The following is a 26177-nucleotide window of genomic DNA, read 5'->3' as shown; positions in this document are numbered from 1 at the left end:
GACAAACTCGCCGAGCTTTGAGTTTCACAAAGCTTTGCTAATTGCAGTTTAAATACTCTGTTATACCTGGACATAAAAAGACCCCCGATAATTGGATTGTTATGTCCAACTATTGGGGGTCAGTTCACATGAGCTGGCTTTTTTGTGTCTGTATCAATGGGCTTGTTAAACCTTTTGATTCTCTACAGATTCTGACTCTGTTTCAGAAGAGTCGACCAGTACTTCCGCCAAGCTTGAGCGAGATAGCTCACCTTGCAGCTGGCCCTCCTCATCCACAACAGGGATTGGGTGATCCGCTTCAAGCGTCTCCGGGATAACCGTTTCAAGTACTGCATCAGAGGTGATGGTCGTTGTCTCGGTTAGATCGGCTTCTTCCCAAGTGGAATCTGCATTACCGCCCTTAGCTTCCTCTTCAAGCCATTCTTGAGTGACGGTGCCTTGGTAGCTACCTGAATCGTCCACCACGTGACCGTAATCGTAAGCGCCTCTCTTCATCTCTTTCAGCGCTTCACCGATGGTTTCAGCTGTAATACGGTGTTCCGGCTCCTTCATAACAGTCTCTACCGTCAATGCGCGGGCACGGTTCACATCCTTAACGAACGCTTCTACGTATTCATCGGCAGGGTTAAGTAGAATCTCTTCTGGCTCACCTTGCTGGACCAGCAGGCCATCTTTAAGAATCGCGATACGATCACCTAGGCGTAGTGCTTCGTCCAAATCGTGCGTGATGAAGATGATGGTCTTATTGAGCTTGTGTTGCAGTTCAATCAGTTGATCCTGCATCTCTGAACGGATCAGAGGATCCAGTGCCGAGAAGGCTTCATCCATCAAGAGGATTTCAGCATCAGTACAGAGTGCGCGAGCAAGACCAACACGCTGTTGCTGACCACCCGATAGCTGGTTTGGGTACTGCTCTTCATAGCCTTTCAGACCAACCGTCTCTAACCACTCAACCGCTTTCTGCTCACGAACTGACTTGTCGACACCTTGGATTTTAAGCCCGTATGCGACGTTATCGAGTACTGTGTAGTGAGGCATCAAACCGAAGCGTTGAAACACCATCGACATCTTGTGACGACGGAACTGTTCAAGCTCCTTAGTGTTGAGTTTCATGACGTCGGTGCCTTCAACAATGATCTCACCCGCAGTCGGTTCAATTAGGCGGTTGAAGTGGCGAATCAGTGTTGATTTGCCTGAGCCGGATAGGCCCATGATGACAAAGATCTCACCGCGTTTGATTTCGAGATCGATCTCTTTAAGACCGACGGTGTGGCCAGTTTCCGCTAGGATCTCATCCTTGCTTCTACCCGCTTTAACCATCGGCATAACGCTTTCTGGTTTGTCGCCAAAGACTTTGTAAAGATCTTTAACCTGAATCAATACGTCTGAATTACTCATGGCCACCTCCTAGGTGCGCCTGAGTGCGCTTTCCGTATGCCTGTGAAACGCGGTCAAAGATGATCGCAAGTACAACGATGGCTAAACCATTCAGAAGACCGATGGTGAAGTATTGGTTGGTGATCGATTTAAGTACCGGTTGCCCAAGGCCTTTTACACCGATCATAGAGGCAATAACGACCATGGCGAGCGCCATCATGATGGTCTGGTTGATGCCCGCCATAATTGTCGGCATCGCCAACGGCAGCTGAACACCTAAAAGACGCTGACGTGGGTTAGCACCATAGGCCGTCGCTGCTTCAAGTACCTCTTTATCAACCAGGCGAATACCCAAATTGGTTAAGCGAATTACAGGCGGGATAGCATAGATCACTACCGCGATCACGCCAGGGATACGGCCAATACCCAGAAGCATAACGACCGGGATCAGGTAGACGAAGGCTGGCATGGTCTGCATGATATCGAGCATCGGAGTGACAGTGGATTGCACGCGGTTAGATCGCGCCATGGCAATGCCGATTGGGATACCCAATACAATAGAGATCAGTGTGCAGACGGTGATGATACTCATGGTCCGCATGGTGTCGTCCCACATGCCAAAGTAGCCAACCACAACCAGGGATACAGCAACGCCGATCGTCAGTTTAGCTGAGCGACTTGCAGCATAGGCAAGACCAGCAATGACACCCAGAACCAACCACCAAGGGCTGTTGAGTAGGAGTTTTTCAAACCAGATTAAGAAGGTAAGAAGCGGATCAAAAAATGCTTCGATAGAGTCGCCATATTCACGTGAAAAGTCACGATATGCACCGTCCATCGTTTTGCGAAGCTGCAGTAGTGAGCTTCGGTCCATCTCAGGAATATCCGTTAACCAGGATTTCTCTGCCATAGATACCTCTTGTTATTACACAGAAACGCCTCGCTTTTATTCAAAGCGAGGCGTGAGTATAACGCAGTTGTTAAGGATTAAAGAGCGCCTTCAACCTTAGCCGCTTGATCAGCTGTTAGCCACGTTTTCCAAATGTCTGCGTGCTCGGTTAGGAAGTACTCAGCTGCGTACTCACCATCTGCTTGGTTCTCATCCATCCACGCTAGAAGGCTGTTAAGCTGTGGGTTTGTGAAAGAACGGTTAGCTAGGTACTCAGCTGCTGCTGGAGCGCGATTAGAGAACTCAGCAGTTGTGTATGTGTAGACAGGTGATTCAGGGTACATAGACGGTTTTGGATCCTGACAGTCTGCTTTGTAGATACAGTCGATGAAATGCTGCTCATCAACACCTGAACCGAAGTCCACTTTAACCATCTCGTACTTACCAAGAATCGCTGTTGGTGCCCAGTAGTAACCGAACCAACCTTGGCCGCGCTCGTATGCACGTGCAATCGAACCGTCTAGGCCTGCTGCAGAACCTGGATCAACCAGTTCAAAGTTAGCATCGGCTAGGTTAAGTGCTTTGTGAAGGTTGCCTGCAGTGATCTGACAGCCCCAACCAGAAGGACAGCCTACGAAACCTGCTTTTGAATCATCTTCTGGGTGTGGGAACAGTGCTGCGTTTGCTTTGATACCCTCGATTGTTGCAAGGCTTGGATCCTTCTCAACCATGTATTTAGGTACCCAGAAGCCCTCTTCACCGCCATCGCTGAAGACTTTGCCAGCAACCGATAGTTTGCCTTCTGCTACCGCTTTCTCTAGACCCTCTTTGAAAGAGTTAGTCCAAAGCTCAGGTGCAATGTCTGGCTGCTGTTTCTCAATCATTGACGTTGAAGTCGGAACGGTGTCGCCAGGCACGACTTCAGCATTACAGCCAAATGCATGCTCTAGGATGAAGCGGTCAACGTTGGCGATAAAGGTTGCTGATGCCCAGTTCATGTCGGCAATCTGAACGTCACCACAAGACGCGTGTGAACCTGCAAATGCAGTTGAGCTAGCGGCTAGCAGTGATGCAGCAAGTATCTGTTTTTTCATGTGTCTGTTCCCATTCGTTTTCAGTTTCTTATTAGGCTATTAACCTCTCGTGACAAACATCCTAACAGGTCTAATCATTAGAGTTCAAATAATTATAGTTGTAATTATTTAAATAGTGATTGATGATGAAAAGGGGATGGGCTATAAATGCGCCCGCTCAGCAGGTTGTTAATCCTGCTACTTATCTCAATGACAGGCTTTACATGACAGACATTCAGCAATCACAAGATGTACTCATTGCTCTACGTAAGATTATTCGTGCGACGGATATTCAATCAAAGCGTATTGCGAAGAGCTGTGGCCTCACCATTCCGCAGGTAATGGTGTTGCGTGCAATTGGGGATCTGGGTGATGTGACTGTTAAGACGCTGTCGGAAAGCGTTTCACTGAGTCAGGCGACGGTAACGACTATTTTAAACCGCCTAGAGCAGCGCGGTTTAGCGGTGCGTGTTCGTTCAGTGACCGATAAGCGTAAAGTAAATGCGCGTCTGACCGAAGAGGGTGCTTCTACCCTGGGTTCCGTTCCACCACTTCTGCATGAGCGTTTTGAAGAGCGCTTTTCTAAGTTATCTGAAGCGAAGCGATTCCAGGTCGTTAATACCCTGCAGGATCTTGCTCAGATGATGGATGCTGAGGCGATCGACGCTTCGCCGCTTCTCGATTTGGCGGCGACGGCGAATCAGTAGTCGAGCTGAAGCTTTATCTCTAAGGATTCCGCGATTGATTCAATATTCTGGTTAACCCAGTCTGGATCAATACAGCCCCACTGATCAATGCGGTAGACGCCCTGGTTATTCAAAGCCCCTTCAGTTTGTTGAAATGAACACTCGATCGACAGATCATCCAGATCTTTAATGGCATCCTGCAGTGTCCGTCTTGGCATGCCCGTGAGTTTCTGTAGGTGGGTGAGGTTGCCTGGGTGCTGATCAATGCACCAAGCGATCAGCAGTTTGCGTTGGAAAGCTTTGGCCGCTTTGCTCTCTTTTAGCACTGACATTAAATATGAATCTCATGTTGGGTGGTCGATGCATTGTTCTGCTCGTTGTGGCGATCGATACTGATTCTGTGGAAGTTAAACGGCCCGCCAGCGTTTCTCTCTTTAAAGAACAGACGCAGTGCGTTGCTGACCGTGGGGAAGGCGATCTCATCCCAAGGGATCTCATCTTCGCTGAACAGTGCGACCTCATTGGATTCTGACGTCGTTGAAAAGCTTGGGGTGCGCATCTTGGCTAGGAAGAAGAGCTGCAGCTGATTCACATGCACAATGGAGGTGTGGGTGTAGAGCGATATGATATCGACTTCCGCTTCAGCCTCTTCCCAAGTCTCACGCATGGCGCCCTGTTCAGTGGTTTCACCATTCTCCATAAAGCCTGCCGGTAGGGTCCAATAGTTTTTGCGTGGTTCGATGTTGCGACGACACATCAATACTTTCTCTTCCCAGATGGGTAGGCAGCCGGCGATGATTTTGGGGTTGGAGTAGAAGATCGTCTCGCAGTTGGGGCAGACGTGTCTGGGAAGGTGGTCACCCTCTGGAATGGTCCATTCAACAGGTGTGGCGCACTCGCTGCAGAACTTCATCGAATCTCCTATCTTTTGCGTAGCTTTCTTCTATTCGGTGTATGATTAAACTAATGATTTCGAAAATAGAGCAAACCCTGACTCACTACAAGCCTTGGCAGCTATCTGACCACTATTCGTCTGATCGGCAGGCGGGTGTGATGATGTTAATCACCGATCTGGCCATACCAGAGGTGATACTGACCTTGCGACACAGCAAGCTGTCGAGTCATGCCGGTGAGGTGGCTTTTCCAGGTGGTCGCAGAGATCCCGAGGATCAGGATATTCTTGCTACGGCTTTGCGTGAGACCCATGAAGAGCTAGGTATTGAGCCTTCACAAGTTAGGCCCTTGGGGGCTTTAAGTGATGTGCTCTCTAAGCATCGCCTCAAAGTGGTTCCCTGGGTTGGTGTTGTGCCGCATACGGTTGTCGAGCAACCTAATCCCGATGAGATCGAAGCTGTTTTTCGAGTACCGTTGAGCTTCTTTATGGAGCCGGGCCGTGCGCGATTTGATCAGTTCATGGATCTATCCGGTAAGACTCGATATGCACCAGCATGGGATTATCAAGGCTATGAGATCTGGGGGCTAACCGCCTGGGTCATTGCTGAGCTATTAAACAGTGCCTTTGATGCACAGATTCAAACCAGACCGAGGCCAGAGCGAACATAATGGATTCAGAAAAACCGATTCCCAATCCTTGCATGGGCGTGTGCGCTCTCGATGAGGACGATCTCTGTATTGCCTGTCGTCGTTCAGGTCTAGAGATCGCCTATTGGAGTACCTACTCCAACGAGAAAAAACGTGAAGTCTGGGCGTTGATTCGAGAGCGGGAGGCTACTCCTCCTCGTCACTCTCGATCTCGAGACGCTGGACACGAACCGTCTTAATCAGGTTGTCACTGATTTGTAGCGTCTCTAAACGGTACTCATTCAGTTCGATACAGACGTTTGCATCGGGAATGGATTCTAGCTGTTCCGTGATCAGGCCGTTAAGCGTTTTTGGCCCTTCGGTCGAAAGCTCCCAATTCAGTGCTTTATTGATCTCACGAATGTAAGCCGAGCCATCGATAAAGTAGCTGCCATCTTCCTGTTGGTGGATGTCTTCATGGATATCCGATTGATCGTTAGAGAGTTCTCCGACGATCTCTTCTAAGATATCTTCCAGGGTGACAATGCCTTGTACATCACCGTACTCATCAACGACGACGCCGATGCGGCGGCTCTCTTTCTGAAAGTTAAGGAGCTGTGTCTGCAGCGGTGTGCTCTCTGGAATAAAGTAGGCCTCATGAACCACCGCCATAATAGCGGGTTTGGTGACTTTTCCCTGTTGAATCAACTGGGCCAGATTGCGCATGTGAAGTACGCCGACGATCTGATTGATGTCGCCACGGTATACCGGCAGGCGGGTATGTTTGGTCTTAGAGAGCTGCTCAAGAATCTGGTCCATCTCATGGTCCAGATCGATGCCCTCTACCTCGTTGCGTGGAATGATGATGTCATTAACGGTCACTTCACCAAGCTCCAGGACCCCAAGTAGCATCGATTGATTCGATTGAGGGATCAGAGCGCCTGACTCATTCACGATGGTACGTAACTCTTCTGTACTAAGATTGTGGGCATCTTCCCCGGTCGTCTTGATACCGAGTAGACGGAAAATTCCATTGGTAATGAGGTTGACGGCAAACACCAAGGGGTAAAAAACTTTAAGTAGCAGTACCAAAACATAGGAGGCTGGAAAGGCCACCTTCTCTGGATACATGGCGGCCAGTGTCTTTGGCGTCACTTCCGCAAAAATCAGCACGACCAGCGTCAAGGCGCCGGTCGCAATGGCGATACCTGCATCCCCCCAGATTCGAACCGCAATGACGGTCGCGATGGCTGATGCGAGAATGTTGACGAAGTTGTTGCCAATCAAAATCAGACCGATCAGACGATCTGGGCGATCTAGCAGTTTGGCGGCTTTGCGTGCACCAAGGTGGTTATTCTTCGCTAAATGCTTCAAACGGTAGCGATTGAGCGACATCATGCCAGTTTCTGAACTAGAGAAAAATGCAGAACAGAGGATCAGAATAAACAGAAGAATTGAGAGCGAGCTTATCGACGCGTCTTCCAAGGGGAAATGCCTATATTGTTAACGGAAGCTCATTTTGTGTAGATGGGGCGTAGGTGTCAACCCAATTAAGCCCCAAGTATTAGCTCTAGAACGGCTTTTGAACCAAAGAAGCCGAGCATCAGCAGAACAAATCCGCTGAGTGTCCAGCGTAGAGCCGTGCGGCTTCGCCAACCAAACATCGCACGTCCTGTTAGCAGAATGGTGAAGACAACCCAAGCGCCAAGGGATAGCAGCGTTTTGTGAGCGAGGTGTTGTGCAAACAGATCATCGGTGTAGACGTAACCCGTTATCAACGCCAGCGTCAGTACCACCTGACCCGCAGTAATCAAATCAAACAGTAGGTTCTCCATCACCTGCAGTGGTGGCAGGGTATTCAGTAAGCCTCTGGTCTTATGGCTTTTCAGAGCATGCTCCTGCTTAGAGAGCAACAGAGCTTGCAGTGCGGCAAGCGTGAACAGGCTGTAGGAGATAATAGACAACAGAATGTGGCTTAGCAGTCCAGCGCTGTAGCTTGATTTGGTCCCTTCGCCAGGGAAAGCATAGGCCAGAGCCAGAGTGATGGCGGCCATTGGAAAGACCCACATAAACAGATTGTCGAGCTTATGACGTAGGCTACCCAATAGCAGAAGAACGACCACGGCGATCGAGATCATCGAGCCGGCAACAAAGAAGCTGAGGTTTAAGCCAAATCCGCCCGAAATGATCTGTAAAGTCGCGATCAGTTGAAAAATGACGGCGATGAAACCAAAAGCCTGTATGCGGTTGCGCGGTCCGCCTTGTTGAGTCGCGAACTGCTTCATTTGCCACTGGCTGGCAATCAGATAGAGGCCAATGGCGGCAAGGGTAAATAGCGATAGCATCCAAAACTCCGGACTGTGTAAACCTAATTCCACAAGTGTGGCACAAATTGCTGGGATGCGAAATATACAGTCAGCCTGTCCCTGCGCTATACTATGGCGCAAATTTGGCGGGATATCTCGATATCGAAACGACCCATTAGACCCGCACAATGAGGAATAGAATGTTTGCAAATCTTCAAGAACGCTTAACTGGCACGCTTCGCTCCGTTACAGGACGCGCGAAACTGACCGAAGACAATATTAAGGATACGCTGCGTGAAGTACGTATGGCGCTTCTTGAGGCTGATGTTGCCCTGCCGGTGGTTAAAGAGTTTGTAAACGCGGTCAAAGAGCGTGCGGTTGGACAAGAAGTTTCTAAGAGCCTAAGTCCTGGTCAGGTTTTCGTTAAGATCGTTAACGAAGAGTTGGTTCGCGTGATGGGTGAAGCGAACGAGCAGCTTAACCTTGCGGCAACGCCACCTGCTGTGGTGATGATGGCCGGTCTGCAGGGTGCGGGTAAAACCACCTCGGTTGCAAAGCTGGCGCGTTTCCTCCGTGAGCGTGAAAAGAAGAAGGTTTTGGTCGTATCAGCTGACGTCTACCGTCCAGCAGCTATTCGTCAGCTAGAGACTCTGGCCGGCGAGGTGGATGTCGAGTTCTTCCCGTCGACTATTGAACAGAAGCCGATCGATATCGTTAATGGCGCGACGGCGCATGCAAAAATTCAGCACCATGATGTTGTCATTGTCGATACCGCGGGTCGTCTAGCGGTTGATGATGCCATGATGGCTGAGATTAAAGAGCTGCATGCAGCGGTTAATCCGGTCGAGACGCTGTTCGTCGTTGACTCTATGACGGGTCAAGATGCAGCGAATACTGCAAAAGCCTTTAATGAAGTCTTGCCTCTTACCGGTGTGATTCTGACTAAGACCGATGGTGATGCCCGTGGCGGTGCGGCTCTGTCGGTACGTCACATTACCGGCAAGCCTATTAAGTTCCTAGGTGTTGGTGAGAAGGTCGATGCCCTTGAGCCTTTCCACCCTGACCGTGTTGCTTCGCGTATTTTGGGTATGGGTGATGTGCTCTCCTTAATTGAGGAGGCTGAGCGCAAGATTGATAAGGATAAAGCGGAAAAGCTGGCGAAAAAGGTCAGCAAAGGAAAAGGCTTTGATCTAGAAGACTTCCGTGATCAGATCAATCAGATGAACAACATGGGCGGTATGATGTCGATGATGGAGAAGATGCCGGGTATGGGGCAGATGATCCAAGCGGCACAAACGGCTCAGGCTGAGCAGGGCATGAAGAAGTTTGCCGTGATCATCGACTCGATGACGGCTAAAGAGCGCCGCAACCCAGATATTATCAGCGGCTCGCGTAAACGTCGTATTGCAGCCGGTTCGGGTACCAACATCCAAGAGATCAACCGCCTGCTTAAACAGCACAAGCAGATGGCTAAGATGATGAAGAAGTTTGGTTCTAAATCGGGCATGGCGAAATTGGCGCGTGGTATGAAAGGGATGATGCCACCGGGTATGGGTGGTCCTGGTGGTTTCCCACGTATGTAATTGATCAAACTCTGATCAAAAAATAGCTTTTAATGGGCGCAGTATTCACGTAGAATCTGCGCCCTATTTAATTTGGCCTTCATCTGTCTGGGCAGTTTGCTGGGATTGGTGAAGAAACAACAATGATGGGCGATCTCAAAACCCATCCGCGAAATAAAGGGGTCCTTAATGGTCACTATTCGTTTGTCCCGTGGTGGCGCTAAAAAGCGTCCGTTCTATCACATTCATGTCGCAGACTCTCGTTTTGCGCGTGACAGCCGCTTTATTGAGCGTGTTGGTTTCTTCAATCCGGTTGCTCGCGGCCAGGAAGAGCGTCTACGTCTTGATCTAGAGCGCGTAGAGTACTGGGTTAGCAAGGGCGCTCAAATGAGCGAACGTGTTAGCACACTGGTTAAAGAAGCACGTAAAGCTAAGTAATTGATTAAGGCCTGATAGCAGTGGCAGAGATTGCAGCAGAGGACTACGTAGTTCTTGGACGCTTCAACTCACCTTTCGGTGTACAGGGTTGGATTAAAGTCTACTCATACACTGATTCGATGGAGAATATCCTCAGCTATCGCCCCTGGTTGGTAAAACAACAAGGTGAATGGGTACCGGTTAAGGTCACCAGCGCTAAAAAACAGGGTAAGGGTTTAATCGCAAAATTGGACTCTATAGATTCACCCGAAGCAGCCCGCCAATATTGTGAAGCGGAGATTGCAGTACCACGCTCGGTTCTACCAGTGTTGGATGACGGTGAGTACTACTGGAGTCAATTAGAGACATTATTGGTTTATACCGAATCCGGCGAATTGTTGGGTCGGGTAGATCACCTAATAGAGACCGGCGCAAATGATGTGTTGGTTGTTAAAGGTACAGACGAGAGCGTTGATCGTGAGACACGATTGATCCCATATGTACCGGATCAGGTGATCAAACAAATTGATTTAAACGCTGGAACAATGCGGGTCGATTGGGACCCAGAGTTCTAAGTTGTGTGGTTTGGGATCGTATCGCTGTTCCCTGAAATGCTTGAGGCGGTTAGCCGTTTTGGTGTTACAGGCAGAGCAGTTAAAAACGGACTGATCCAAGTCGAGAGTTGGAATCCAAGAGATTTTACTCACGACAAACATCGCACCGTCGATGATCGCCCCTTTGGTGGTGGTCCTGGGATGTTGATGAAGGTTCAGCCATTGAGAGATGCGATAGCGGCGGCGAAAGCGGCAGCACCCAGTCAGGCTAAAGTGATCTATCTGTCGCCACAAGGCAGACGCTTAGATCAACAAGGTGTGACAGAACTGGCCACGGCAGAGAGTTTGATCTTTGTCTGCGGTCGCTACGAAGGGGTTGATGAACGCCTGATCGAAGCGGAAGTGGATGAAGAGTGGTCACTCGGTGATTTTGTCCTGAGTGGTGGTGAGCTCCCAGCCATGGTGATGGTCGATGCGATATCAAGAATGGTGCCTGGTGTACTGGGTGACCAAGCCTCTGCTGAAGAGGACTCCTTCTCGGAAGGATTGCTTGATTGTCCACACTACACACGACCAGAACAGTTAGATGGCGTTGGCGTACCGTCGGTATTGATGAGTGGAAATCACGCAGAGATACGCAAATGGCGCCTAAAACAGCAATTAGGAAGGACCTATGAGCGTCGCCCTGATCTGCTAGAGAAGATCGATTTGGACCCAGAACAGCAAACGTTGTTAAACGAATACATCGGCGAGACTAAAAAGTAGTCCGCAGTTGAAAAGTTAGGAGCGAGCGATGAGCAGCAAAAACTTAATCATTCAGCAGATCGAAGCTGAACAAACTGGTAAAGAAGTACCAAACTTCGGCCCAGGTGACACTGTAGTAGTTCAAGTACGTGTAGTAGAGGGCAACCGTAGCCGTCTACAGGCGTTCGAAGGTGTAGTTCTAGGTAAGCGTAACCGCGGCCTAAACTCTGCTTTCACTGTACGTAAAATCTCTCACGGTGTGGGTGTGGAGCGTACTTTCCAGACTTACAGCCCAGCGGTTGAAGCGATCGAAGTTAAGCGTCGTGGTGACGTTCGTCAGGCGAAACTTTACTACCTACGTGAGCGTAGCGGTAAGTCTGCACGTATCAAAGAGAAGCTTAACTAAGTTAATTTTATTAACTGAGTTGATCTCGATTAAAAAAGGCGACCATGGGTCGCCTTTTTTATTGCTCAAATTTCTCCTATTTCTAATAGTGGTCTAGTATGAAGTGATGACTGTTGGGGGGAATCCTTTGCGTTGGTTTAAAACCGTTCTACTGTTATTGATAGCGACGCTACTGGTCGGTGGGGGCGGTTATGCCTATGTCTATTACAAAGCTAAAGCCTATATCGATGATACGTTGACGGTTCTGCTGCCTGGCTATCGTGTGCACTATGAGCAGTTGGTTCTGGATCCACGCGGTGAAGTCCGAATTGAGTCGCTGCAGGCGGCTCCTTTCGGTTATGAGTCTGCCATTAAAGTGGCCAATATCAGTATTCGAGCGGACGCGCCGCTCTTCTTCTTGCAACCCTCTCCTGTCAGCAGTGCTTCTGACTGGCCCAGTTTCTTGGCCATCAAAATCGATAAGTTAAGAATGGATCTGGCATCCGATTTTATGGAGACGGCTCTTGCGAACCAGAGTGCTGCTGCGAGCAAAGGGTTGGTCAACATCGCGGCACTGGGTTGTGGCGATGTACGTGAATTCTCTCTGCCTGTGTTGCGAGATATGGGATACCCCGAAATTCAGGCGGATCTTAACATTCGCTTAGACCCAGATAACGATAATGGACGTCTAGTCTTGGGTAGTCAGATTCAGCTGTTGGGGATCGCCTCGCAACGATTGGTGTTGGAGGTTAGTTTTACACCTGGATACCTTGCACCACAGACCTTGTTGGCGGCCAGTCCGCGAGTCCAGCGTTTTCAGTTTGCCTACCAAGACCTTGGATTTAATGCTCGCCGCGATACCTACTGTGCTGAACAGACTGATGTAACCGAGGCGGAGTACCGCTTGGTGCATGCCGATCTGTTAAAAGCTCAGGCTACACAGTTGGGTATGCAGGTACCAGAGCGGCTTTGGAATGCCTATGAGCAGGCTATTGCTCCGGGCTCAAGTGTTGATTTGGGCATCTCACCCGCAGGCGGTATGGGCAGTGAGCTGTTCGTATTGATGAACGCCCCCCACGTCTTAGCTGAACGCTTGAATCCCTCTTTGCGCATCAACTCGGTGGGGCTTGATTTAGCGGGATTGGATTGGGAGTCCCTGTTGCCAGATGCGGAGCAGGCTGAACAGTTAACCCCTCAGGAGGAGGGATTGGTCAATGTTGAGCAGCTCAAGGAGAAGATTCTCTCCAGTCGCGAAGTGCAAAAGCTTGAGGATTCTAAGCAGTTCTATCCTGCTAGCTTTGATGAGCTGGATGACTATCTACAGTATCAGATTCGTCTCTACACCCACTTCGGGCGCTTTATTGAGGGGCGTTTGATCGAGGTGGCAGACAATAAGTTAGTTCTACTAAGAAGGGTCGATCAAGGGTATGCTTCCTACTCTGTTGATCGTAACTTTTTAGAAACTATTGAGGTCTACCGTTAGTGCCGGATGCACGTTTTACTGCGCAAAGCCCTGACTCCAAAGATGCCGCGTTAATCAAAGAGTTCATTCAAGGCTTGTGGATGGAGCGTGGCTTAAGTGACAACACGCAGAGCTCCTATCGACGCGATCTGAATCAGTTTGCCTGTTGGTTGAATCAGCAGGGTAAATCACTGATGGCTGTTACGCAGTCCGATTTACAGCACTATCTTGCCTGGCGCCTGTCTGAAGCGTTTAAAGCCAGCTCGACTGCTCGACAACTCTCCTGTATCCGTGGATTTTATCGCTACCTATTGCGCGAAAGTGTGATCGACGTTGACCCTACGTTGAATATCTCCAATCCAAAGCGCGGGCGCGCGTTGCCAAAGTCCATTTCCGAAGCAGAAGTGGATGCGCTGCTTGAGGCGCCGGATGTTGAAGATTCACTGGGGTTGCGAGATCGAGCTATGTTGGAGCTGTTGTACGGATCCGGGTTGCGTATCTCTGAGTTGATTGGGCTTGAGGTGGGTCAAATTGACCTGAGGGCTGGGCTATTACAGGTTGTCGGTAAGGGTGATAAAGAGCGACTGGTCCCTGTTGGCGAGGCGGCCATTGATTGGTTGAAACGCTATCAATCAGCTGCACGGCCACTGTTGATGGGTGCTACCAACCCTGAAGCGCTCTTCTTGAGTCGTCGAGGACAGCAGATGACCCGACAGACCTTTTGGCATCGTATTAAATTTTGGGCCCAGCAGGCGGGCGTTAAATCAGAACTATCGCCCCATACGCTTAGACATGCGTTTGCAACACACTTGTTGAATCATGGGGCGGATCTTCGTGCCGTGCAGATGCTATTGGGGCATGCCAATTTATCGACCACCCAGATCTATACGCAAATTGCCACGCATCGCTTAGAGCAGTTGCACAAGCAGTTTCATCCGCGGGGTTAAACTGGCACACTGGGCGCAATTTTTAAGGAGTTAAGATGAAAACCTTGTTCGTACTGTTGTTGTCCCTTGTGACTTTGCCGGCTCTGGCAAATACAGAAACCCTGATTGAAGAGAAGCTGAAAGCGGTTGATCCTTCGATTCCTATTACGCTGATTGAGCCGTCCGATATGACCGGTTTTTATGAGGTGCTACTCGGTTCTGGTGAGGTGCTCTACGTCAGTGAAGATGCGCAGTTTATTCTGTCGGGCAAGGCGTATCAGATCACACAAGAGAACCGTCTGATCAATCTTACCGAGAAGCGCTTAAGTGGGATGCGTTTAGATGCCATGCAGCAGGTGGCTGATAGCGATATGGTTATTTTCCCAGCTAAAGGTGAGAAGAGAACTCGACTTTATGTCTTCACCGATATCGATTGCCCCTACTGTCAGAAGCTGCACGAAGAGGTGGATGCTCTGAACGAAGCGGGTGTCGAAGTCGCTTACTTAGCCTTTCCTCGCTCTGGTCCTGGCGGTGCTACTGCGTCACGTATGGATCAGATCTGGTGTGCCGATGACCGCTTAGCAGCAATGGAGTCAGCGCTAGATGGTGGCTCTGTTAAAGCGGATGGCTGCCAAACACCCGTGCTTGAACAGCTGGCGCTGGGTCAAAAGCTAGGGGTTACCGGCACCCCTGCGATGATTACCGAGACGGGTGATCTATTACCGGGTTACATGCCAGCCGAGCGTCTGCTGCCGGTGTTGGGGATTAAGTAATCTCTGGAAAATGCTGGTAGGGTCGTGACAGGCTGAAAGCCAGTCACGTTTCTCTGTAGTTAGGTTGAAGCACTGGTGTCAGGCTTCAGCCTGACATCCGCCCTCTAATTACGCTTTTTATCAGTAAAACCTCCCTAATACCCATAGTTCAAACACCCTTTTTTAGCTATAATATGCCCCATTTTTTAACGCTCTGGGTCGGGTGAACCGCTCGAGCTCACTTCGAATGAGGTAAGGTTGTGAAGCCGGTAAAAGTTGGCATCTGTGGAATGGGTACTGTCGGTGGCGGTACGTTCGATGTTCTTAATCGCAATGCGTCTGAGATTGCACGTCGTGCGGGTCGTCGAATTCAGATTGAACAGGTCGCTATGCGTCGCCCTAATCCTGCGTTTGATACGACAGGAATCCACGTCACATCGGACATTTTCGAGATCGCAACCAACCCTGAAATCGATATCGTCATTGAGCTGATTGGCGGTTATGAAACAGCCTTTGATCTGGTGATGACGGCCATTCAAAACGGTAAACACGTCGTTACTGCGAACAAGGCGTTGATTGCGGTGCATGGCAACGAAATTTTTGCGGCTGCGCAAGAGAAGAATGTGATGGTCGCGTTTGAGGCCTCAGTTGCTGGTGGTATCCCAATCATCAAAGCGATTCGCGAAGGTCTATCAGCGAACAAGATCGACTGGTTGGCTGGCATCATTAACGGTACCGGTAACTTCATTCTGACCGAAATGCGTGACAAAGGTCGTGCCTTTGAAGATGTATTGGCGGAAGCCCAAGCCTTGGGTTACGCAGAAGCGGACCCTACCTTTGATGTCGAAGGCATCGACGCAGCGCACAAGCTGACCATTCTTGCCTCGATCGCGTTTGGTATCCCACTGCAGTTCGAAAAAGCCTACACCGAAGGGATCAGCAAGATCACTTCACAGGATGTGAACTACGCTGAAGAGCTAGGCTATCGTATCAAACACCTAGGCATTAGCCGCCGCACAGCGAAGGGCATTGAACTGCGTGTTCACCCAACGATGATTCCAGAGAAAGCGTTACTGGCCAATGTTGATGGTGTCATGAACGCCGTCCTTGTGGATGGTGATGCGGTTGGTCAAACCCTCTACTATGGTGCGGGTGCTGGTGCTGAGCCAACGGCTTCGGCTGTGGTTGCCGATGTGGTGGATGTGGTTCGTACACTCACGGCTGATCGTGACAACCGAGTTCCCCACTTGGCTTTCCAGCCTAGCGAGCTTTCAGATGCTGAAGTGCTTCCTGTTGAACAGGTTGAGAGTGCTTACTACCTTCGCTTGCAAGCCGTTGAACGCCCAGGCGTGATGGCTCACATTACCCGCATCCTCGGTGAAAAAGGGATCAATATTGAAGCCGTGATTCAGAAACCGATCCGTGAATCACAGGTGCCTGTCATTCTGCTGACTCAACGAGTGGTTGAATCGACAATGAACGAAGCGCTTCGCGAGATCGAAGCACTGCCAGACGTTGTGGGTGAAGTGACCCGCATCCGTGTTGAACAACTGGCTGATTAAGAGGAATTTTCGATGCGTTATATTTCGACTCGTGGTGATGCGCCCGCACTCAATTTTGCGGATGTGCTATTAGCTGGTTTGGCGTCTGATGGGGGTCTCTATGTACCTGAGACTCTACCGACTTTCTCGAAAGAGGAGATCGCAAGCTGGGCAGGCCTTAGCTATGCGGATCTTGCCTTCAAAGTGATCAAGCCGTTCGTTGAAGAGTGCATTAGCGACGGGGATCTTAAATCGATGATCGATGAGACCTACGCTGTCTTTAAACACGATGCCGTAGCACCTTTGGTTCAGATCGATAGCAACGAGTTCGTTCTTGAGCTGTTCCATGGTCCTACCTTGGCATTTAAAGATTTCGCACTGCAGTTGCTCGGTCGTTTGATGGATCATGTGCTGAAACAGCGCAATGAACGCCTGGTGATTATGGGTGCTACCTCAGGTGACACGGGTTCTGCAGCGATCGAAGGCTGTCGTCACTCTGATCACTTGGATATCTTCATTCTTCACCCTTACAACCGTGTCTCTGAAGTACAGCGTCGTCAGATGACGACCGTATTGGAAGACAATGTCTTCAATATCGCCTTGGAAGGTAACTTTGATGACTGTCAGGAGATGGTGAAAGACAGTTTTGCTGATCAGAGCTTCCTAAACGGTATGAAGCTGGGTGCAGTGAACTCAATCAACTGGGCTCGTATCATGGCTCAGATCGTCTACTACTTCTCAGCCTCGCTGACGTTGGGTGGCCCTCATCGTCCAGTCTCTTTCTCGGTTCCAACGGGTAACTTCGGTGATATTTTTGCCGGCTACCTCGCTAAACAGATGGGTCTGCCGATCGATCAGTTGGTGGTAGCGACTAACCGTAATGACATTCTTCACCGCGTCATCAGCGGTAACGATATGTCTAAAGGTCAGCTTGAGCATACTCTGTCGCCATCGATGGATATTATGGTCTCGTCGAACTTTGAGCGTCTTCTATTTGATGTTTATGGTCGTGACGGTAAAGCCGTTGCTGATCTGATGGCGCGCTTTAAGAGAGAGTCTGTTCATCTTGGTGATGGTGAGTGGGATAAGGTTCGCGAGCTGTTTAACAGCTACGCCGTTGATGATGAGACAACCTGTCAGGTTATTGCTGATGTCTACGAGTCGACTGAGTACCTACTGGATCCGCACACAGCGATTGGTGTTAAAGCAGCACGCGAATGTCGTCGTGATATGAGTGTACCGATGGTCACTCTGGCCACCGCGCACCCGGTTAAGTTCCCAGATCCTGTTGTGAAAGCAGGTCTTGAATCGCCTAGCTTGCCGGCTCATATGAGCGATCTGTTTGAACGAGAAGAGCGTCTGTCGGTGCTGGATAACGATCTGGCCACAGTACAACAGTTTGTGGCGACTCACTCGCACAAGAGCTAAATGAATCGCCCCTCCTTTGAGGGGCGTTTTTTTGTATGGACAGTTTCTTCTCACTCTCAAAGCTTTTCTGGTTCCTCGCTGCACCTGACCATCTTTTGGTCTGGTTGATGCTGCTTGGCCTTTTTTTACTTTGGTTAGGTAAGCGCCGTTTAGCCGGCTGGTTGCTCTCCATTGATCTACTGCTGTTGATGGCGGTTCTATTGATGCCCTTGGGAGATGCGGTTTTGTACCCTTTGGAGTCACGTTTTAAGCAACCGGATCTGAATCAGATTGAGCCCGCCGGGATCGTGATTTTGGGCGGCGGTGAAAACCCTGAGCTCTCTTCGGTTTGGCAACAGTCCCAGTTCAATGCCGCTGCTGAGCGGGTGATGGTGATTCCAGCCTTGGCTAAGCGTTTTCCTGAAGCGAAAATCATCTTTACCGGTGGCAGTGGGTCCGTTCTCCGTCAATCGTTCAAAGGGGCGGATGGTGTGGCCGATTATCTGGGGCAAATAGGTCTTGCGGATAGGGTCCTTTTGGAGAACCAGTCCCGAAACACCTATGAAAATGCGCTATTGTCGGCAAAATTGTTGGGTGCTGTGCCTGATAAGCCGTGGTTGTTGGTGACCTCGGCTTTTCATATGCCGCGCTCTGTAGGTATCTTTGAGAAACAGGGTTGGCAGGTCATTCCCTACCCAGTGGATTACTACACGACGACTACAACAGGCTTTAAGTTGGATCCAAGGCTGTGGCGTAACATGCGAGACCTTCACACCGGTTTGCGCGAATGGATAGGCCTGGTTGTCTACTACCTAACCGATAAAACTGATCAGCTTTTGCCAGGTGAGTCTTGAGCGAAGCGATGATTATTGAGCGCCCAATAGGCGCTGTATCTTCCTCACTTGCCTCTTTGCATCCGGTGATTGCGCGTATCTACGCCGGGCGCGGCGTGTCTGAGCTCAGTGAGCTTGAAAAGGGGTTGGAGACCCTGCTCCCCGATGGTGCCATGTTAGGCATTGATGCCGGGGTGGCAAGGCTTGTCACTGCGCTTCGGCAACAGGAGTCGATCCTGATTGTTGGCGACTTCGATTGTGATGGTGCGACCAGTACGACGACAGCGTTACTGGCTCTGCGTGCGTTTGGTTTTAATCAGGTCGACTATCTCGTTCCGAATCGATTCGAATACGGCTATGGCCTGTCTCCGGAAATTGTTGAGGTTGCTCAGCAGAAGCAGCCCGATCTGATCATTACCGTTGATAATGGTATCTCCAGTATCGAAGGTGTTGATCGAGCCAATATGCTAGGGATCGATGTGATCGTGACAGATCACCACCTGCCGGGCTCGGTATTGCCCAAGGCTGTGGCAATTATTAATCCCAATCAGGCCGGCTGTCAGTTCATGGCGAAATCGACCTGTGGTGCCGGAGTCATCTTCTATCTTTTAATCGCACTTCGTCGTCAGCTGCAGCAGCTTGGTTGGTTTGAGAAGAGCGGAGTTAAGGCTCCGAATTTGGCTAACTATCTTGATCTTATTGCTTTGGGTACGGTGGCCGATGTAGTGCCTCTGGAGCGGAATAACCGCACCTTAGTGCATCAAGGGTTGGCCCGTATCCGTGCCGGCAGAGCGCGTCCGGGCCTCCTTGCGCTTTTAGAGGTTGCTGGGCGTGATAATCAACGCATTAGTAGCTCTGATTTGGGGTTTGCCGTTGCACCACGTCTTAATGCGGCAGGTCGTTTGGATGACATCAGCTTGGGTATTGAGTGTCTACTAGAGGAGGATCCACAACGTGCCCGTGAATACGCTGAACAGCTGGATGCCTTAAACCGCGAGCGACGCTCTATTGAGTCTGAAATGCAGGCTCAAGCGATGGCCTATTTAGAGTCGTTGGATCTTTTGGAGGCGGAACGCCCAGCCGGCATAGCGCTCTTTAACGAGCAGTGGCACCAAGGCGTTATTGGTATTCTTGCCTCTCGCGTTAAAGAGAAACTGCATCGACCGGTGATCGTGTTTGCGCCGGGTGATGAGGGTGAGATTAAAGGATCGGCTCGTTCCATTGAGGGGTTCCATATACGTGATGGATTGGATCGTATAGCGACCGAACATCCTGGCTTAATTTCAAAGTTTGGTGGTCATGCGATGGCAGCCGGTTTGACCATTTCTAAAGCGGATCTAGCCCGTTTCGAGATTGCTTTTGCGGCTGAAGTGACTCGTCAGACACGCAAAGAGGATCTGGATCGAGTGATCGAGACAGATGGTGAGTTGGCACCTAATCAATTCACCATGGAGTTGGCTCAGATGATTCAAGAAGCGGGCCCCTGGGGGCACCAATTCCCAGAGCCGAGCTTCCATGGTGAGTTTCGACTGTTGCAGCAGCGTATCGTCGGTCAAAAACATCTGAAAATGGTACTGCAAGAGCCGACAACAGGCTTGGCACTGGATGCAATCGCCTTTAATGTAGAGTCTGATATTTGGCCGAATGCGTCGATCAATCGTGTGCGTGCCGTCTACCGATTGGATATCAATGAATTTCGTGGGCAGCGCAGCTTACAGCTAATGGTGGAGTGGCTTAAGCCACTCTAGCCCGATAATAAGGAGAAGAGAATGAACGATTTTACGACAGACGAACTGGGTATTTTGGTCTCTGTATTTGAGCGTGCTGGAGTCGCTGAAGATGGATCCGCTGAGGGTAGTCTATTGATGGTGATTAAAAGCGCACACTCTGAGCGAATGGAGCTTGAGTCGATGGACTTTGACGACTGTGCAGGTGGTGCGTGCAAGCTGTAAGTAACTCACTGAAGCCCTACTACGTTGGTGCCCATGTTAGCGCAGCGGGTGGGGTGCAGAATGCGCCATTGAATGCGGCGGCGATCGGTGCCAATGCGTTTGCGCTGTTTACTAAGAATCAGAGACAGTGGGTAGCTAAGCCGCTTGCCGATGAGACAATCGAGCAGTTTAAAGCGAACTGTGCCGAGCATAGCTTTCTGCCAGAGCAAATTCTTCCGCACGACAGTTACCTGATTAATTTGGGGCACCCAGAGGCAGAGCCACTTGAGAAGTCACGCGACGCCTTTGTTGATGAGATGCAGCGTTGCGAGCAGTTAGGGCTCTGTTATCTGAATTTTCATCCGGGCAGTCATCTTAAAAAGATCGATGTGACAAGCTGTTTAGCGACCATCTCTGAATCGATCGATATCGCGACTCAGGAGACCGAACAGGTCATCGCCGTGATTGAGACGACGGCGGGGCAGGGATCCAATTTAGGTTATCGATTTGAAGAGATTGCGGCCATTATCGACAAAAGCCGATTTCCTGAACGCATCGGTGTCTGCATCGATACCTGCCATATTTTTGCTGCAGGTTATGATCTACGCACTTTTGAAGCCTGTGAGCAGAGTTTTGCCGAGTTTGAACGACTGATCGGCTTTGATAGGTTGTGCGGTATGCACATTAACGACTCTAAAATAGCGCTGGGTGGTCGCGTCGATCGTCACCACTCATTGGGTCAGGGTGAAATTGGCTGGGAGGCGTTTCGTTACATCATGCAGGACGATCGTTTTCGTGGTGTCCCGCTCTGTTTAGAGACTATTGATGAGACGATTTGGCCAGAAGAGATTCAGCAGTTGCGTCAATTTGCTGGCGAGAAACAGGCTGCGCAATGAGTTCTGAGCACTCCAAACCGGCTTGGGCTCCCAGCTTTGGGCAACAAGATTATCGCTTGATCAACGATGAGACGGCCTTTCAGGGTTATTTTCGGGTTAAGCGGTTAACGCTTGAACATAAGACTTTTTCAGGTCAATCGATTGAGATCACACGCGAGCTGTTTCAGCGCGGAGATGCGGTCTGTGTGCTGCTGTATGATCCCGCGAAGGACTCTGTTGTGTTGGTTGAACAGTTTCGGGTTGGGTCTCTGCAGGGCCCCTCTCCATGGATGCTTGAAGTGGTTGCCGGTGTGGTGGAAGAGGGTGAAACCTCTGAGCAAGTCGCTAAGCGTGAGTCGATTGAAGAGGCCGGCTTGGTGATCGGCGATCCGCGTAGAATTATTCGTTATCTGCCCAGTGGCGGTGGCTGTGATGAGTGGATCGATCTGCTTTATGCTGAGGTGGATTCGGAACAGGCTAGAGGCATTCATGGTTTGCCGGAGGAGGGTGAAGATATTCGTGTCCACGTCCTTTCGAGTGATGATGCCATTGAGTTAGTCAATCAGGGTGTTATTAATAGTTCGCCTGCCATCATAGCTTTGCAGTGGCTGGCGCTGAATAAATTGAGTTTACAGGGTGCTGTTGATGCATGATGTGAAGCGTAAGTATGTGCCGGATTTGGTAAAACAGAGTGTTGTCTCTGAGACCAACTATGCCCGTCTGATGCGTCTGCTTCCTGCTCAGCAGGAGTCCGTTGAATTTCGCATCGAGTGGCATCAACACGCCTATGTTGTAGCCATTAAACGCGATGAGGAGTTTGCCTACACTTCGACCTGGACGCTCTCTTACTGGCCAGAACAGGCCTCACCATGGTTTAACCCTCAGTCTTTTGTGATACGTCTCTATCATGATGCACGGATGGCGGAAGTGGTCTGTTTAAAGCGTCGCTCACAACTGCTTGGACGCTACGATTACCCCAATGATGCGATGCATCAGCCAGATGAAAAATATCAGCTCAATCAGCACCTTGCGGAGTGGTTGGGGCACTGTGCGACTCAGGGTGTGCGTCATGATGTGAAGGTGGTGAGCGGTCAGTAATGCATTTTCTCTATATTCACGGTTTTAACAGTTCACCCGAGTCGCTTAAAGGTCAGCAGCTGATACACCACTTTGAGTCGATCGGTAGGGCATCGCAGCTCTCAGTCCCCGCATTGTCGCACTGGCCAGAAGAGGCGATGCAGCAGCTAGAGTCGATTGTTCAGCAGCATGACGAGCTACTATTGATCGGCAGCTCTTTGGGTGGTTTTTATGCGACTTGCCTCAGTGAGCGCTACGCACATGTAAAAGCCATTTTAGTTAACCCGGCGGTTGCGCCACACACACTGTTGGGTGCGTTACTAGGTCCGCAAAAGAATTTCTACTCTGGCGAAGAGTATGAATTGACGCTTGAACATATGGCTCAGTTAGAGCGGTTGTATTATCCTCAACTGACATACCCGGAACGTCTACTGCTGATGCAGCAAGAGGGAGATGAGACCCTCGACTATCGTGAGGCTGTTAGCTATTACAGTGAGTCCTCGCAGATTGTTCAACCGGGCGGCCATCACGGCTTTGAGAATTTTGAATCCATGTTGCCGACGATTTTTGCCTTTGCTGAGAATCGCTGGCAGCCTGAGAACGGCTAGGAAAAGAGAGATATGTCAAAGGACTATAATGCTGGTTCGATCGAGGTACTAAGCGGGCTTGACCCAGTAAAGCGTCGCCCGGGAATGTACACAGAAACGGATCGTCCCAATCACCTAGCACAAGAGGTGATCGACAACTCAGTCGATGAGGCGTTGGCAGGCCATGCAAAGCAGATCGATATCATTCTGCACCCCGACAACTCACTCTCTGTGTCCGATGATGGTCGCGGTATGCCGGTGGACATTCACCCAGAGGAGGGTGTCCCAGGGGTTGAGCTGATTCTGACCAAGCTTCATGCCGGCGGTAAGTTTAACAATGACAACTACAACTACTCGGGCGGTCTCCACGGGGTGGGTGTCTCCGTTGTTAACGCACTCTCTAAGCTGTTGGAGGTGCAAATTCGTCGTGGTGGTCAGGTGCATCGCATCGGCTTTGCAGACGGCGAGAAAGTATCGGATCTTGAAGTGGTCGATACCTGTGGTCAGCGCAATACCGGTACCACCGTTCGATTTTTGCCCGACCCTAGTTACTTCGATTCGCCTAAGTTTAGTGTCAGTCGTCTGAAGCATAATCTGCGTGCCAAGGCGGTTCTCTGTCCCGGTTTAAAAGTGACCTTTACCGATCTCTCTACGGGTAAGAAAGAGAAAGAGGAGTGGTACTACGAAGATGGCTTAGTGGCGTATCTGAAAGGTAATACACAAGTTTATGAGACCCTTCCTGAAGAGCCATTTTGTGGCTCTTTGCAGGGTGAAGAGGATGCCGTTGAGTGGGCTGTCCAGTGGCTAAAAGAGGGTGGCGAGATGACCTGCGAAAGCTACGTCAACTTGATCCCGACCGCGCAAGGCGGAACCCATGTGAATGGCCTGCGTACCGGTCTTTTGGAGGCGTTGCGTGAGTTTTGTGACTTCCGCAGTCTGCTGCCACGCGGTGTGAAACTGTCGCCAGAGGATGTCTGGGATCGTTGCTGCTTTATTCTTTCAGCCAAGATGCGTGACCCGCAGTTCTCTGGTCAAACCAAAGAGCGTCTCTCTTCGCGTCAAATTGCGGCGTTTATCTCGGGTGCGGTAAAAGATGCCTTCCTATTATGGCTCAATAAGCACGTTGAAGAGGGTGAGGCGATTGCTGAATTGGTGATCGCCAATGCACAAAAACGTCTGCGTTCTGCTAAGAAAGTGGTACGTAAAAAGGTAACGCAGGGGCCCGCTCTACCAGGTAAATTAGCCGACTGTTCGGGCACCGATCCTATGCGCAGTGAGCTCTTCTTAGTCGAGGGTGACTCGGCAGGCGGTTCAGCAAAGCAGGCACGTAGCCGAGACTTTCAGGCGATCATGCCGCTGCGTGGTAAGATTTTGAATACCTGGGAGGTCGACTCTTCAGAGATCCTCGGTTCGCAAGAGATTCACGATATTTCGGTGGCTATTGGCGTGGATCCGGGTGCCGAGGATCTGAGTAATTTGCGTTACGGTAAGGTCTGTATTCTTGCCGATGCCGATTCTGATGGTGCGCACATCGCCACGCTGATCTGTGCACTCTTCCTAAGACACTTCAAACCTTTGGTGGCTGCAGGGCATGTCTATGTCGCTATGCCGCCGCTGTTCCGAATTGATGTGGCGAAAGAGGTCTTCTACGCTCTGGATGAGTCTGAGAAGAATGGCATCGTTGAACGCATCAAAGCGGAGCGCAAAAACGCGCGCATCGGTGTGCAACGATTTAAGGGCTTGGGTGAGATGAACCCGATGCAGCTGCGTGAAACAACGATGGATCCTGATACCCGTCGTTTGGTTCAGTTAACGCTGGAGTCTGGAGATGATACTCACCAGGTGCTTGATATGTTGTTGGCGAAGAAACGGGCTTCGGATCGCAAGAGCTGGCTTGAGGAGAAGGGCAACTTAGCTACAGTTTAAGTTGACTTTTACTCACCATATTCGACCGATTCGGCATGGACTTGCGCAGCTAATTCCCTTAGAATACCGCAGGTTTTGCCCGCGATAGCGGCGCATCCCACCGAAGAGATGTTTTTGAAAGCGAGGCGGACCCCAAGTTGGCCTCGCTTTTTTGCAGCCAAGCCACAGTAATTTTTCATATCTAGCCAGCGCGCGGGGAGGTTCTTTTGACGCAGCCAGCCATCTTAGCCCTTGAAGACGGTTCTATTTTTAGGGGTATTTCGATCGGCGCCGAAGGCGAATCATCAGGTGAGGTTGTATTCAACACCTCAATGACCGGTTATCAAGAGATCCTTACCGATCCATCCTACTGCCGCCAGATCGTGACACTCACCTACCCACACATTGGTAACGTGGGTTGTAACGCTGAAGATGCAGAATCTGATCGCACTTGGGTTGCAGGTCTTGTGATTCGTGATCTGCCACTGCTTGCGAGCAACTTCCGTTCTGAGCAGGCGCTAGATGAGTACCTAAAAGAGCGCAACATCATGGGTATTGCCGGCATCGATACACGCCGCTTAACGCGTATTCTTCGTGAGAAAGGTGCCCAGAATGGTTGCATCGTTGCGGGTGATAACATTGATGAAGCGAAAGCACTCGATGCTGCTCGTGGCTTCCCTGGCCTGAAAGGCATGGACTTAGCAAAAGTCGTTACACGTGACAGTTCTGATGCTTGGCGCACGTCCACTTGGGAGCTTGGTACTGGCTACACAGAGAAAGCCGATGCTGATCAACCGTTCAACGTAGTGGCTTACGATTTCGGTGTTAAACAAAATATTCTACGCATGCTGGTTGAGCGCGGCTGCCGTTTGACGGTTGTGCCTGCACAGACTCCAGCATCTGAAGTGCTTGCAATGAATCCAGATGGCGTTTTCTTGTCGAATGGTCCTGGTGACCCAGAACCATGTGATTACGCGATCGAAGCGATCTCTGACATTCTAAAAACAGAACTGCCAGTTTTCGGCATCTGTCTTGGTCACCAGCTACTTGCGCTTGCGTCAGGTGCTAAAACTGAGAAGATGAAGTTTGGTCACCACGGTGCCAACCACCCCGTTCAGGATCTAGATAGCAAGCAGGTGATGATCACCAGCCAGAACCACGGTTTCGCGGTGGCTGAAGATTCACTACCTAGCACACTACGTGCAACACACAAATCACTGTTCGATGGCTCACTACAGGGTATTGAGCGTACTGATCGTCCAGCGTTCAGTTTCCAAGGGCACCCAGAAGCGAGCCCTGGTCCACACGATGTGGCACCACTCTTCGATCGCTTCGTTGAGATGATGCGCTCACGCCAACAGGGCTGA

The 26177-nt window shown here is 50.3% G+C and carries 29 protein-coding genes; 22 read left to right on the top strand and 7 right to left on the bottom strand.

The genetic code is table 11. The features are described 5' to 3' along the window. Positions 1–165: 165 nt before the first annotated feature. The 3 genes from XMA152_RS05650 to XMA152_RS05640 all read right to left on the bottom strand — a co-directional run bounded on the left by XMA152_RS05650 (position 166) and on the right by XMA152_RS05640 (position 3360). The gene (locus XMA152_RS05650; protein ID WP_173482990.1) at positions 166–1398 is read right to left on the bottom strand and encodes a glycine betaine/L-proline ABC transporter ATP-binding protein; all 1233 of its coding nucleotides are present in this window, start codon (positions 1396–1398) and stop codon (positions 166–168) included. After that, positions 1391–2287, bottom strand: coding sequence for a proline/glycine betaine ABC transporter permease (locus XMA152_RS05645; RefSeq protein WP_173482989.1), 897 nt, complete (start codon positions 2285–2287; stop codon positions 1391–1393). Before XMA152_RS05645 ends, XMA152_RS05650 begins: the two co-directional genes overlap by 8 nt. Positions 2288–2364: 77 nt before the next feature. After that, the gene (locus XMA152_RS05640; RefSeq protein WP_173482988.1) at positions 2365–3360 is read right to left on the bottom strand and encodes an ABC transporter substrate-binding protein; all 996 of its coding nucleotides are present in this window, start codon (positions 3358–3360) and stop codon (positions 2365–2367) included. Between the two features lie 203 nt (positions 3361–3563). On the opposite strand from XMA152_RS05640, the gene XMA152_RS05635 reads away from it, so the two are divergent. After that, positions 3564–4046, top strand: coding sequence for a MarR family winged helix-turn-helix transcriptional regulator (locus XMA152_RS05635; RefSeq protein WP_173480206.1), 483 nt, complete (start codon positions 3564–3566; stop codon positions 4044–4046). On the opposite strand, the gene XMA152_RS05630 is transcribed toward XMA152_RS05635, so the two are convergent. Then, the gene (locus XMA152_RS05630; protein WP_173482987.1) at positions 4040–4357 is read right to left on the bottom strand and encodes a helix-turn-helix domain-containing protein; all 318 of its coding nucleotides are present in this window, start codon (positions 4355–4357) and stop codon (positions 4040–4042) included. The genes XMA152_RS05635 and XMA152_RS05630 overlap by 7 nt on opposite strands. Beyond that, positions 4357–4938: an NUDIX hydrolase gene (locus tag XMA152_RS05625; protein ID WP_173480208.1), complete on the bottom strand. Its 582-nt coding sequence runs from the start codon at positions 4936–4938 to the stop codon at positions 4357–4359. The genes XMA152_RS05630 and XMA152_RS05625 overlap by 1 nt, the downstream gene beginning before the upstream one ends. Positions 4939–4991: 53 nt before the next feature. Between XMA152_RS05625 and XMA152_RS05620 the strand changes: the two genes are divergently transcribed. Together XMA152_RS05620 and XMA152_RS05615 are read left to right on the top strand one after the other, a co-directional pair. Continuing rightward, positions 4992–5588, top strand: a complete 597-nt coding sequence (locus XMA152_RS05620; protein WP_173480209.1) for a CoA pyrophosphatase — start codon at positions 4992–4994, stop codon at positions 5586–5588. Beyond that, positions 5588–5806 (top strand): DUF1289 domain-containing protein, encoded by a 219-nt coding sequence (locus XMA152_RS05615; protein ID WP_173480210.1) that lies wholly within the window; start codon positions 5588–5590, stop codon positions 5804–5806. The genes XMA152_RS05620 and XMA152_RS05615 overlap by 1 nt, the downstream gene beginning before the upstream one ends. On the opposite strand, the gene XMA152_RS05610 is transcribed toward XMA152_RS05615, so the two are convergent. Both XMA152_RS05610 and XMA152_RS05605 read right to left on the bottom strand, forming a co-directional pair. Continuing rightward, complete coding sequence (locus XMA152_RS05610) at positions 5754–7031, bottom strand: HlyC/CorC family transporter (protein WP_173480211.1); 1278 nt, start codon at positions 7029–7031, stop codon at positions 5754–5756. The two genes, XMA152_RS05615 and XMA152_RS05610, sit on opposite strands and share 53 nt — an antisense overlap. A 65-nt stretch (positions 7032–7096) precedes the next feature. Continuing rightward, on the bottom strand, positions 7097–7891 hold the full coding sequence (locus XMA152_RS05605; RefSeq protein ID WP_173480212.1) for an inner membrane protein YpjD: 795 nt from the start codon (positions 7889–7891) through the stop codon (positions 7097–7099). Between the two features lie 161 nt (positions 7892–8052). On the opposite strand from XMA152_RS05605, the gene ffh reads away from it, so the two are divergent. The 19 genes from ffh to carA all read left to right on the top strand — a co-directional run bounded on the left by ffh (position 8053) and on the right by carA (position 26177). After that, positions 8053–9435, top strand: a complete 1383-nt coding sequence (gene ffh / locus XMA152_RS05600) for a signal recognition particle protein (RefSeq protein WP_173482986.1) — start codon at positions 8053–8055, stop codon at positions 9433–9435. Between the two features lie 168 nt (positions 9436–9603). Then, positions 9604–9852 (top strand): 30S ribosomal protein S16, encoded by a 249-nt coding sequence (rpsP, locus tag XMA152_RS05595; protein ID WP_173480214.1) that lies wholly within the window; start codon positions 9604–9606, stop codon positions 9850–9852. 20 nt (positions 9853–9872) lie between these two features. Further along, positions 9873–10406: a ribosome maturation factor RimM gene (rimM, locus tag XMA152_RS05590; protein ID WP_173480215.1), complete on the top strand. Its 534-nt coding sequence runs from the start codon at positions 9873–9875 to the stop codon at positions 10404–10406. A 3-nt stretch (positions 10407–10409) separates the two neighbouring features. Further along, complete coding sequence (gene trmD / locus XMA152_RS05585) at positions 10410–11150, top strand: tRNA (guanosine(37)-N1)-methyltransferase TrmD (RefSeq protein ID WP_173480216.1); 741 nt, start codon at positions 10410–10412, stop codon at positions 11148–11150. Positions 11151–11178: 28 nt separating this feature from the next. Next, the gene (gene rplS / locus XMA152_RS05580; RefSeq protein WP_173480217.1) at positions 11179–11535 is read left to right on the top strand and encodes a 50S ribosomal protein L19; all 357 of its coding nucleotides are present in this window, start codon (positions 11179–11181) and stop codon (positions 11533–11535) included. 127 nt (positions 11536–11662) lie between these two features. Further along, positions 11663–12997, top strand: a complete 1335-nt coding sequence (locus tag XMA152_RS05575; RefSeq protein ID WP_173482985.1) for a hypothetical protein — start codon at positions 11663–11665, stop codon at positions 12995–12997. Further along, a complete protein-coding gene (xerD, locus tag XMA152_RS05570; RefSeq protein WP_371731422.1) occupies positions 12997–13923 on the top strand; it encodes a site-specific tyrosine recombinase XerD in 927 nt (308 codons plus the stop codon). Before XMA152_RS05575 ends, xerD begins: the two co-directional genes overlap by 1 nt. 35 nt (positions 13924–13958) lie before the next feature. After that, complete coding sequence (locus tag XMA152_RS05565; protein ID WP_173480219.1) at positions 13959–14675, top strand: DsbC family protein; 717 nt, start codon at positions 13959–13961, stop codon at positions 14673–14675. 239 nt (positions 14676–14914) lie between these two features. Continuing rightward, positions 14915–16216, top strand: coding sequence for a homoserine dehydrogenase (locus XMA152_RS05560; RefSeq protein WP_173480220.1), 1302 nt, complete (start codon positions 14915–14917; stop codon positions 16214–16216). A gap of 12 nt (positions 16217–16228) precedes the next feature. Then, the gene (gene thrC / locus XMA152_RS05555) at positions 16229–17623 is read left to right on the top strand and encodes a threonine synthase (RefSeq protein WP_173480221.1); all 1395 of its coding nucleotides are present in this window, start codon (positions 16229–16231) and stop codon (positions 17621–17623) included. A gap of 35 nt (positions 17624–17658) precedes the next feature. Continuing rightward, positions 17659–18456 carry a YdcF family protein gene (locus tag XMA152_RS05550; protein ID WP_173482984.1) on the top strand — a complete coding sequence of 266 codons (798 nt, stop codon included), beginning with the start codon at positions 17659–17661 and terminating at the stop codon, positions 18454–18456. After that, positions 18453–20183 (top strand): single-stranded-DNA-specific exonuclease RecJ, encoded by a 1731-nt coding sequence (gene recJ / locus XMA152_RS05545; protein ID WP_371813283.1) that lies wholly within the window; start codon positions 18453–18455, stop codon positions 20181–20183. The genes XMA152_RS05550 and recJ overlap by 4 nt, the downstream gene beginning before the upstream one ends. Before the next feature lie 21 nt (positions 20184–20204). Continuing rightward, a complete protein-coding gene (locus XMA152_RS05540) occupies positions 20205–20387 on the top strand; it encodes a hypothetical protein (RefSeq protein ID WP_173482983.1) in 183 nt (60 codons plus the stop codon). After that, a complete protein-coding gene (nfo, locus tag XMA152_RS05535) occupies positions 20375–21262 on the top strand; it encodes a deoxyribonuclease IV (RefSeq protein WP_371813282.1) in 888 nt (295 codons plus the stop codon). Before XMA152_RS05540 ends, nfo begins: the two co-directional genes overlap by 13 nt. Further along, a complete protein-coding gene (locus XMA152_RS05530) occupies positions 21259–21894 on the top strand; it encodes an NUDIX domain-containing protein (RefSeq protein ID WP_173482982.1) in 636 nt (211 codons plus the stop codon). The genes nfo and XMA152_RS05530 overlap by 4 nt, the downstream gene beginning before the upstream one ends. Then, positions 21887–22339 (top strand): DUF1249 domain-containing protein, encoded by a 453-nt coding sequence (locus XMA152_RS05525; protein WP_173482981.1) that lies wholly within the window; start codon positions 21887–21889, stop codon positions 22337–22339. Before XMA152_RS05530 ends, XMA152_RS05525 begins: the two co-directional genes overlap by 8 nt. Continuing rightward, positions 22339–22926 carry a YqiA/YcfP family alpha/beta fold hydrolase gene (locus XMA152_RS05520; RefSeq protein ID WP_173482980.1) on the top strand — a complete coding sequence of 196 codons (588 nt, stop codon included), beginning with the start codon at positions 22339–22341 and terminating at the stop codon, positions 22924–22926. The genes XMA152_RS05525 and XMA152_RS05520 overlap by 1 nt, the downstream gene beginning before the upstream one ends. A 12-nt stretch (positions 22927–22938) precedes the next feature. Then, positions 22939–24831, top strand: coding sequence for a DNA topoisomerase IV subunit B (gene parE, locus XMA152_RS05515; protein ID WP_173480227.1), 1893 nt, complete (start codon positions 22939–22941; stop codon positions 24829–24831). Positions 24832–25037: 206 nt separating this feature from the next. After that, positions 25038–26177: a glutamine-hydrolyzing carbamoyl-phosphate synthase small subunit gene (gene carA / locus XMA152_RS05510; protein ID WP_173482979.1), complete on the top strand. Its 1140-nt coding sequence runs from the start codon at positions 25038–25040 to the stop codon at positions 26175–26177.

The sequence above is a fragment of the Marinobacterium sp. xm-a-152 genome, from assembly GCF_013282965.1.
In the GTDB taxonomy this organism is placed as follows: domain Bacteria; phylum Pseudomonadota; class Gammaproteobacteria; order Pseudomonadales; family Balneatricaceae; genus Marinobacterium_E.
The sequence above is the reverse complement of the archived record's forward strand: the minus strand, read 5'-3'. Positions and strand labels throughout refer to the sequence as shown.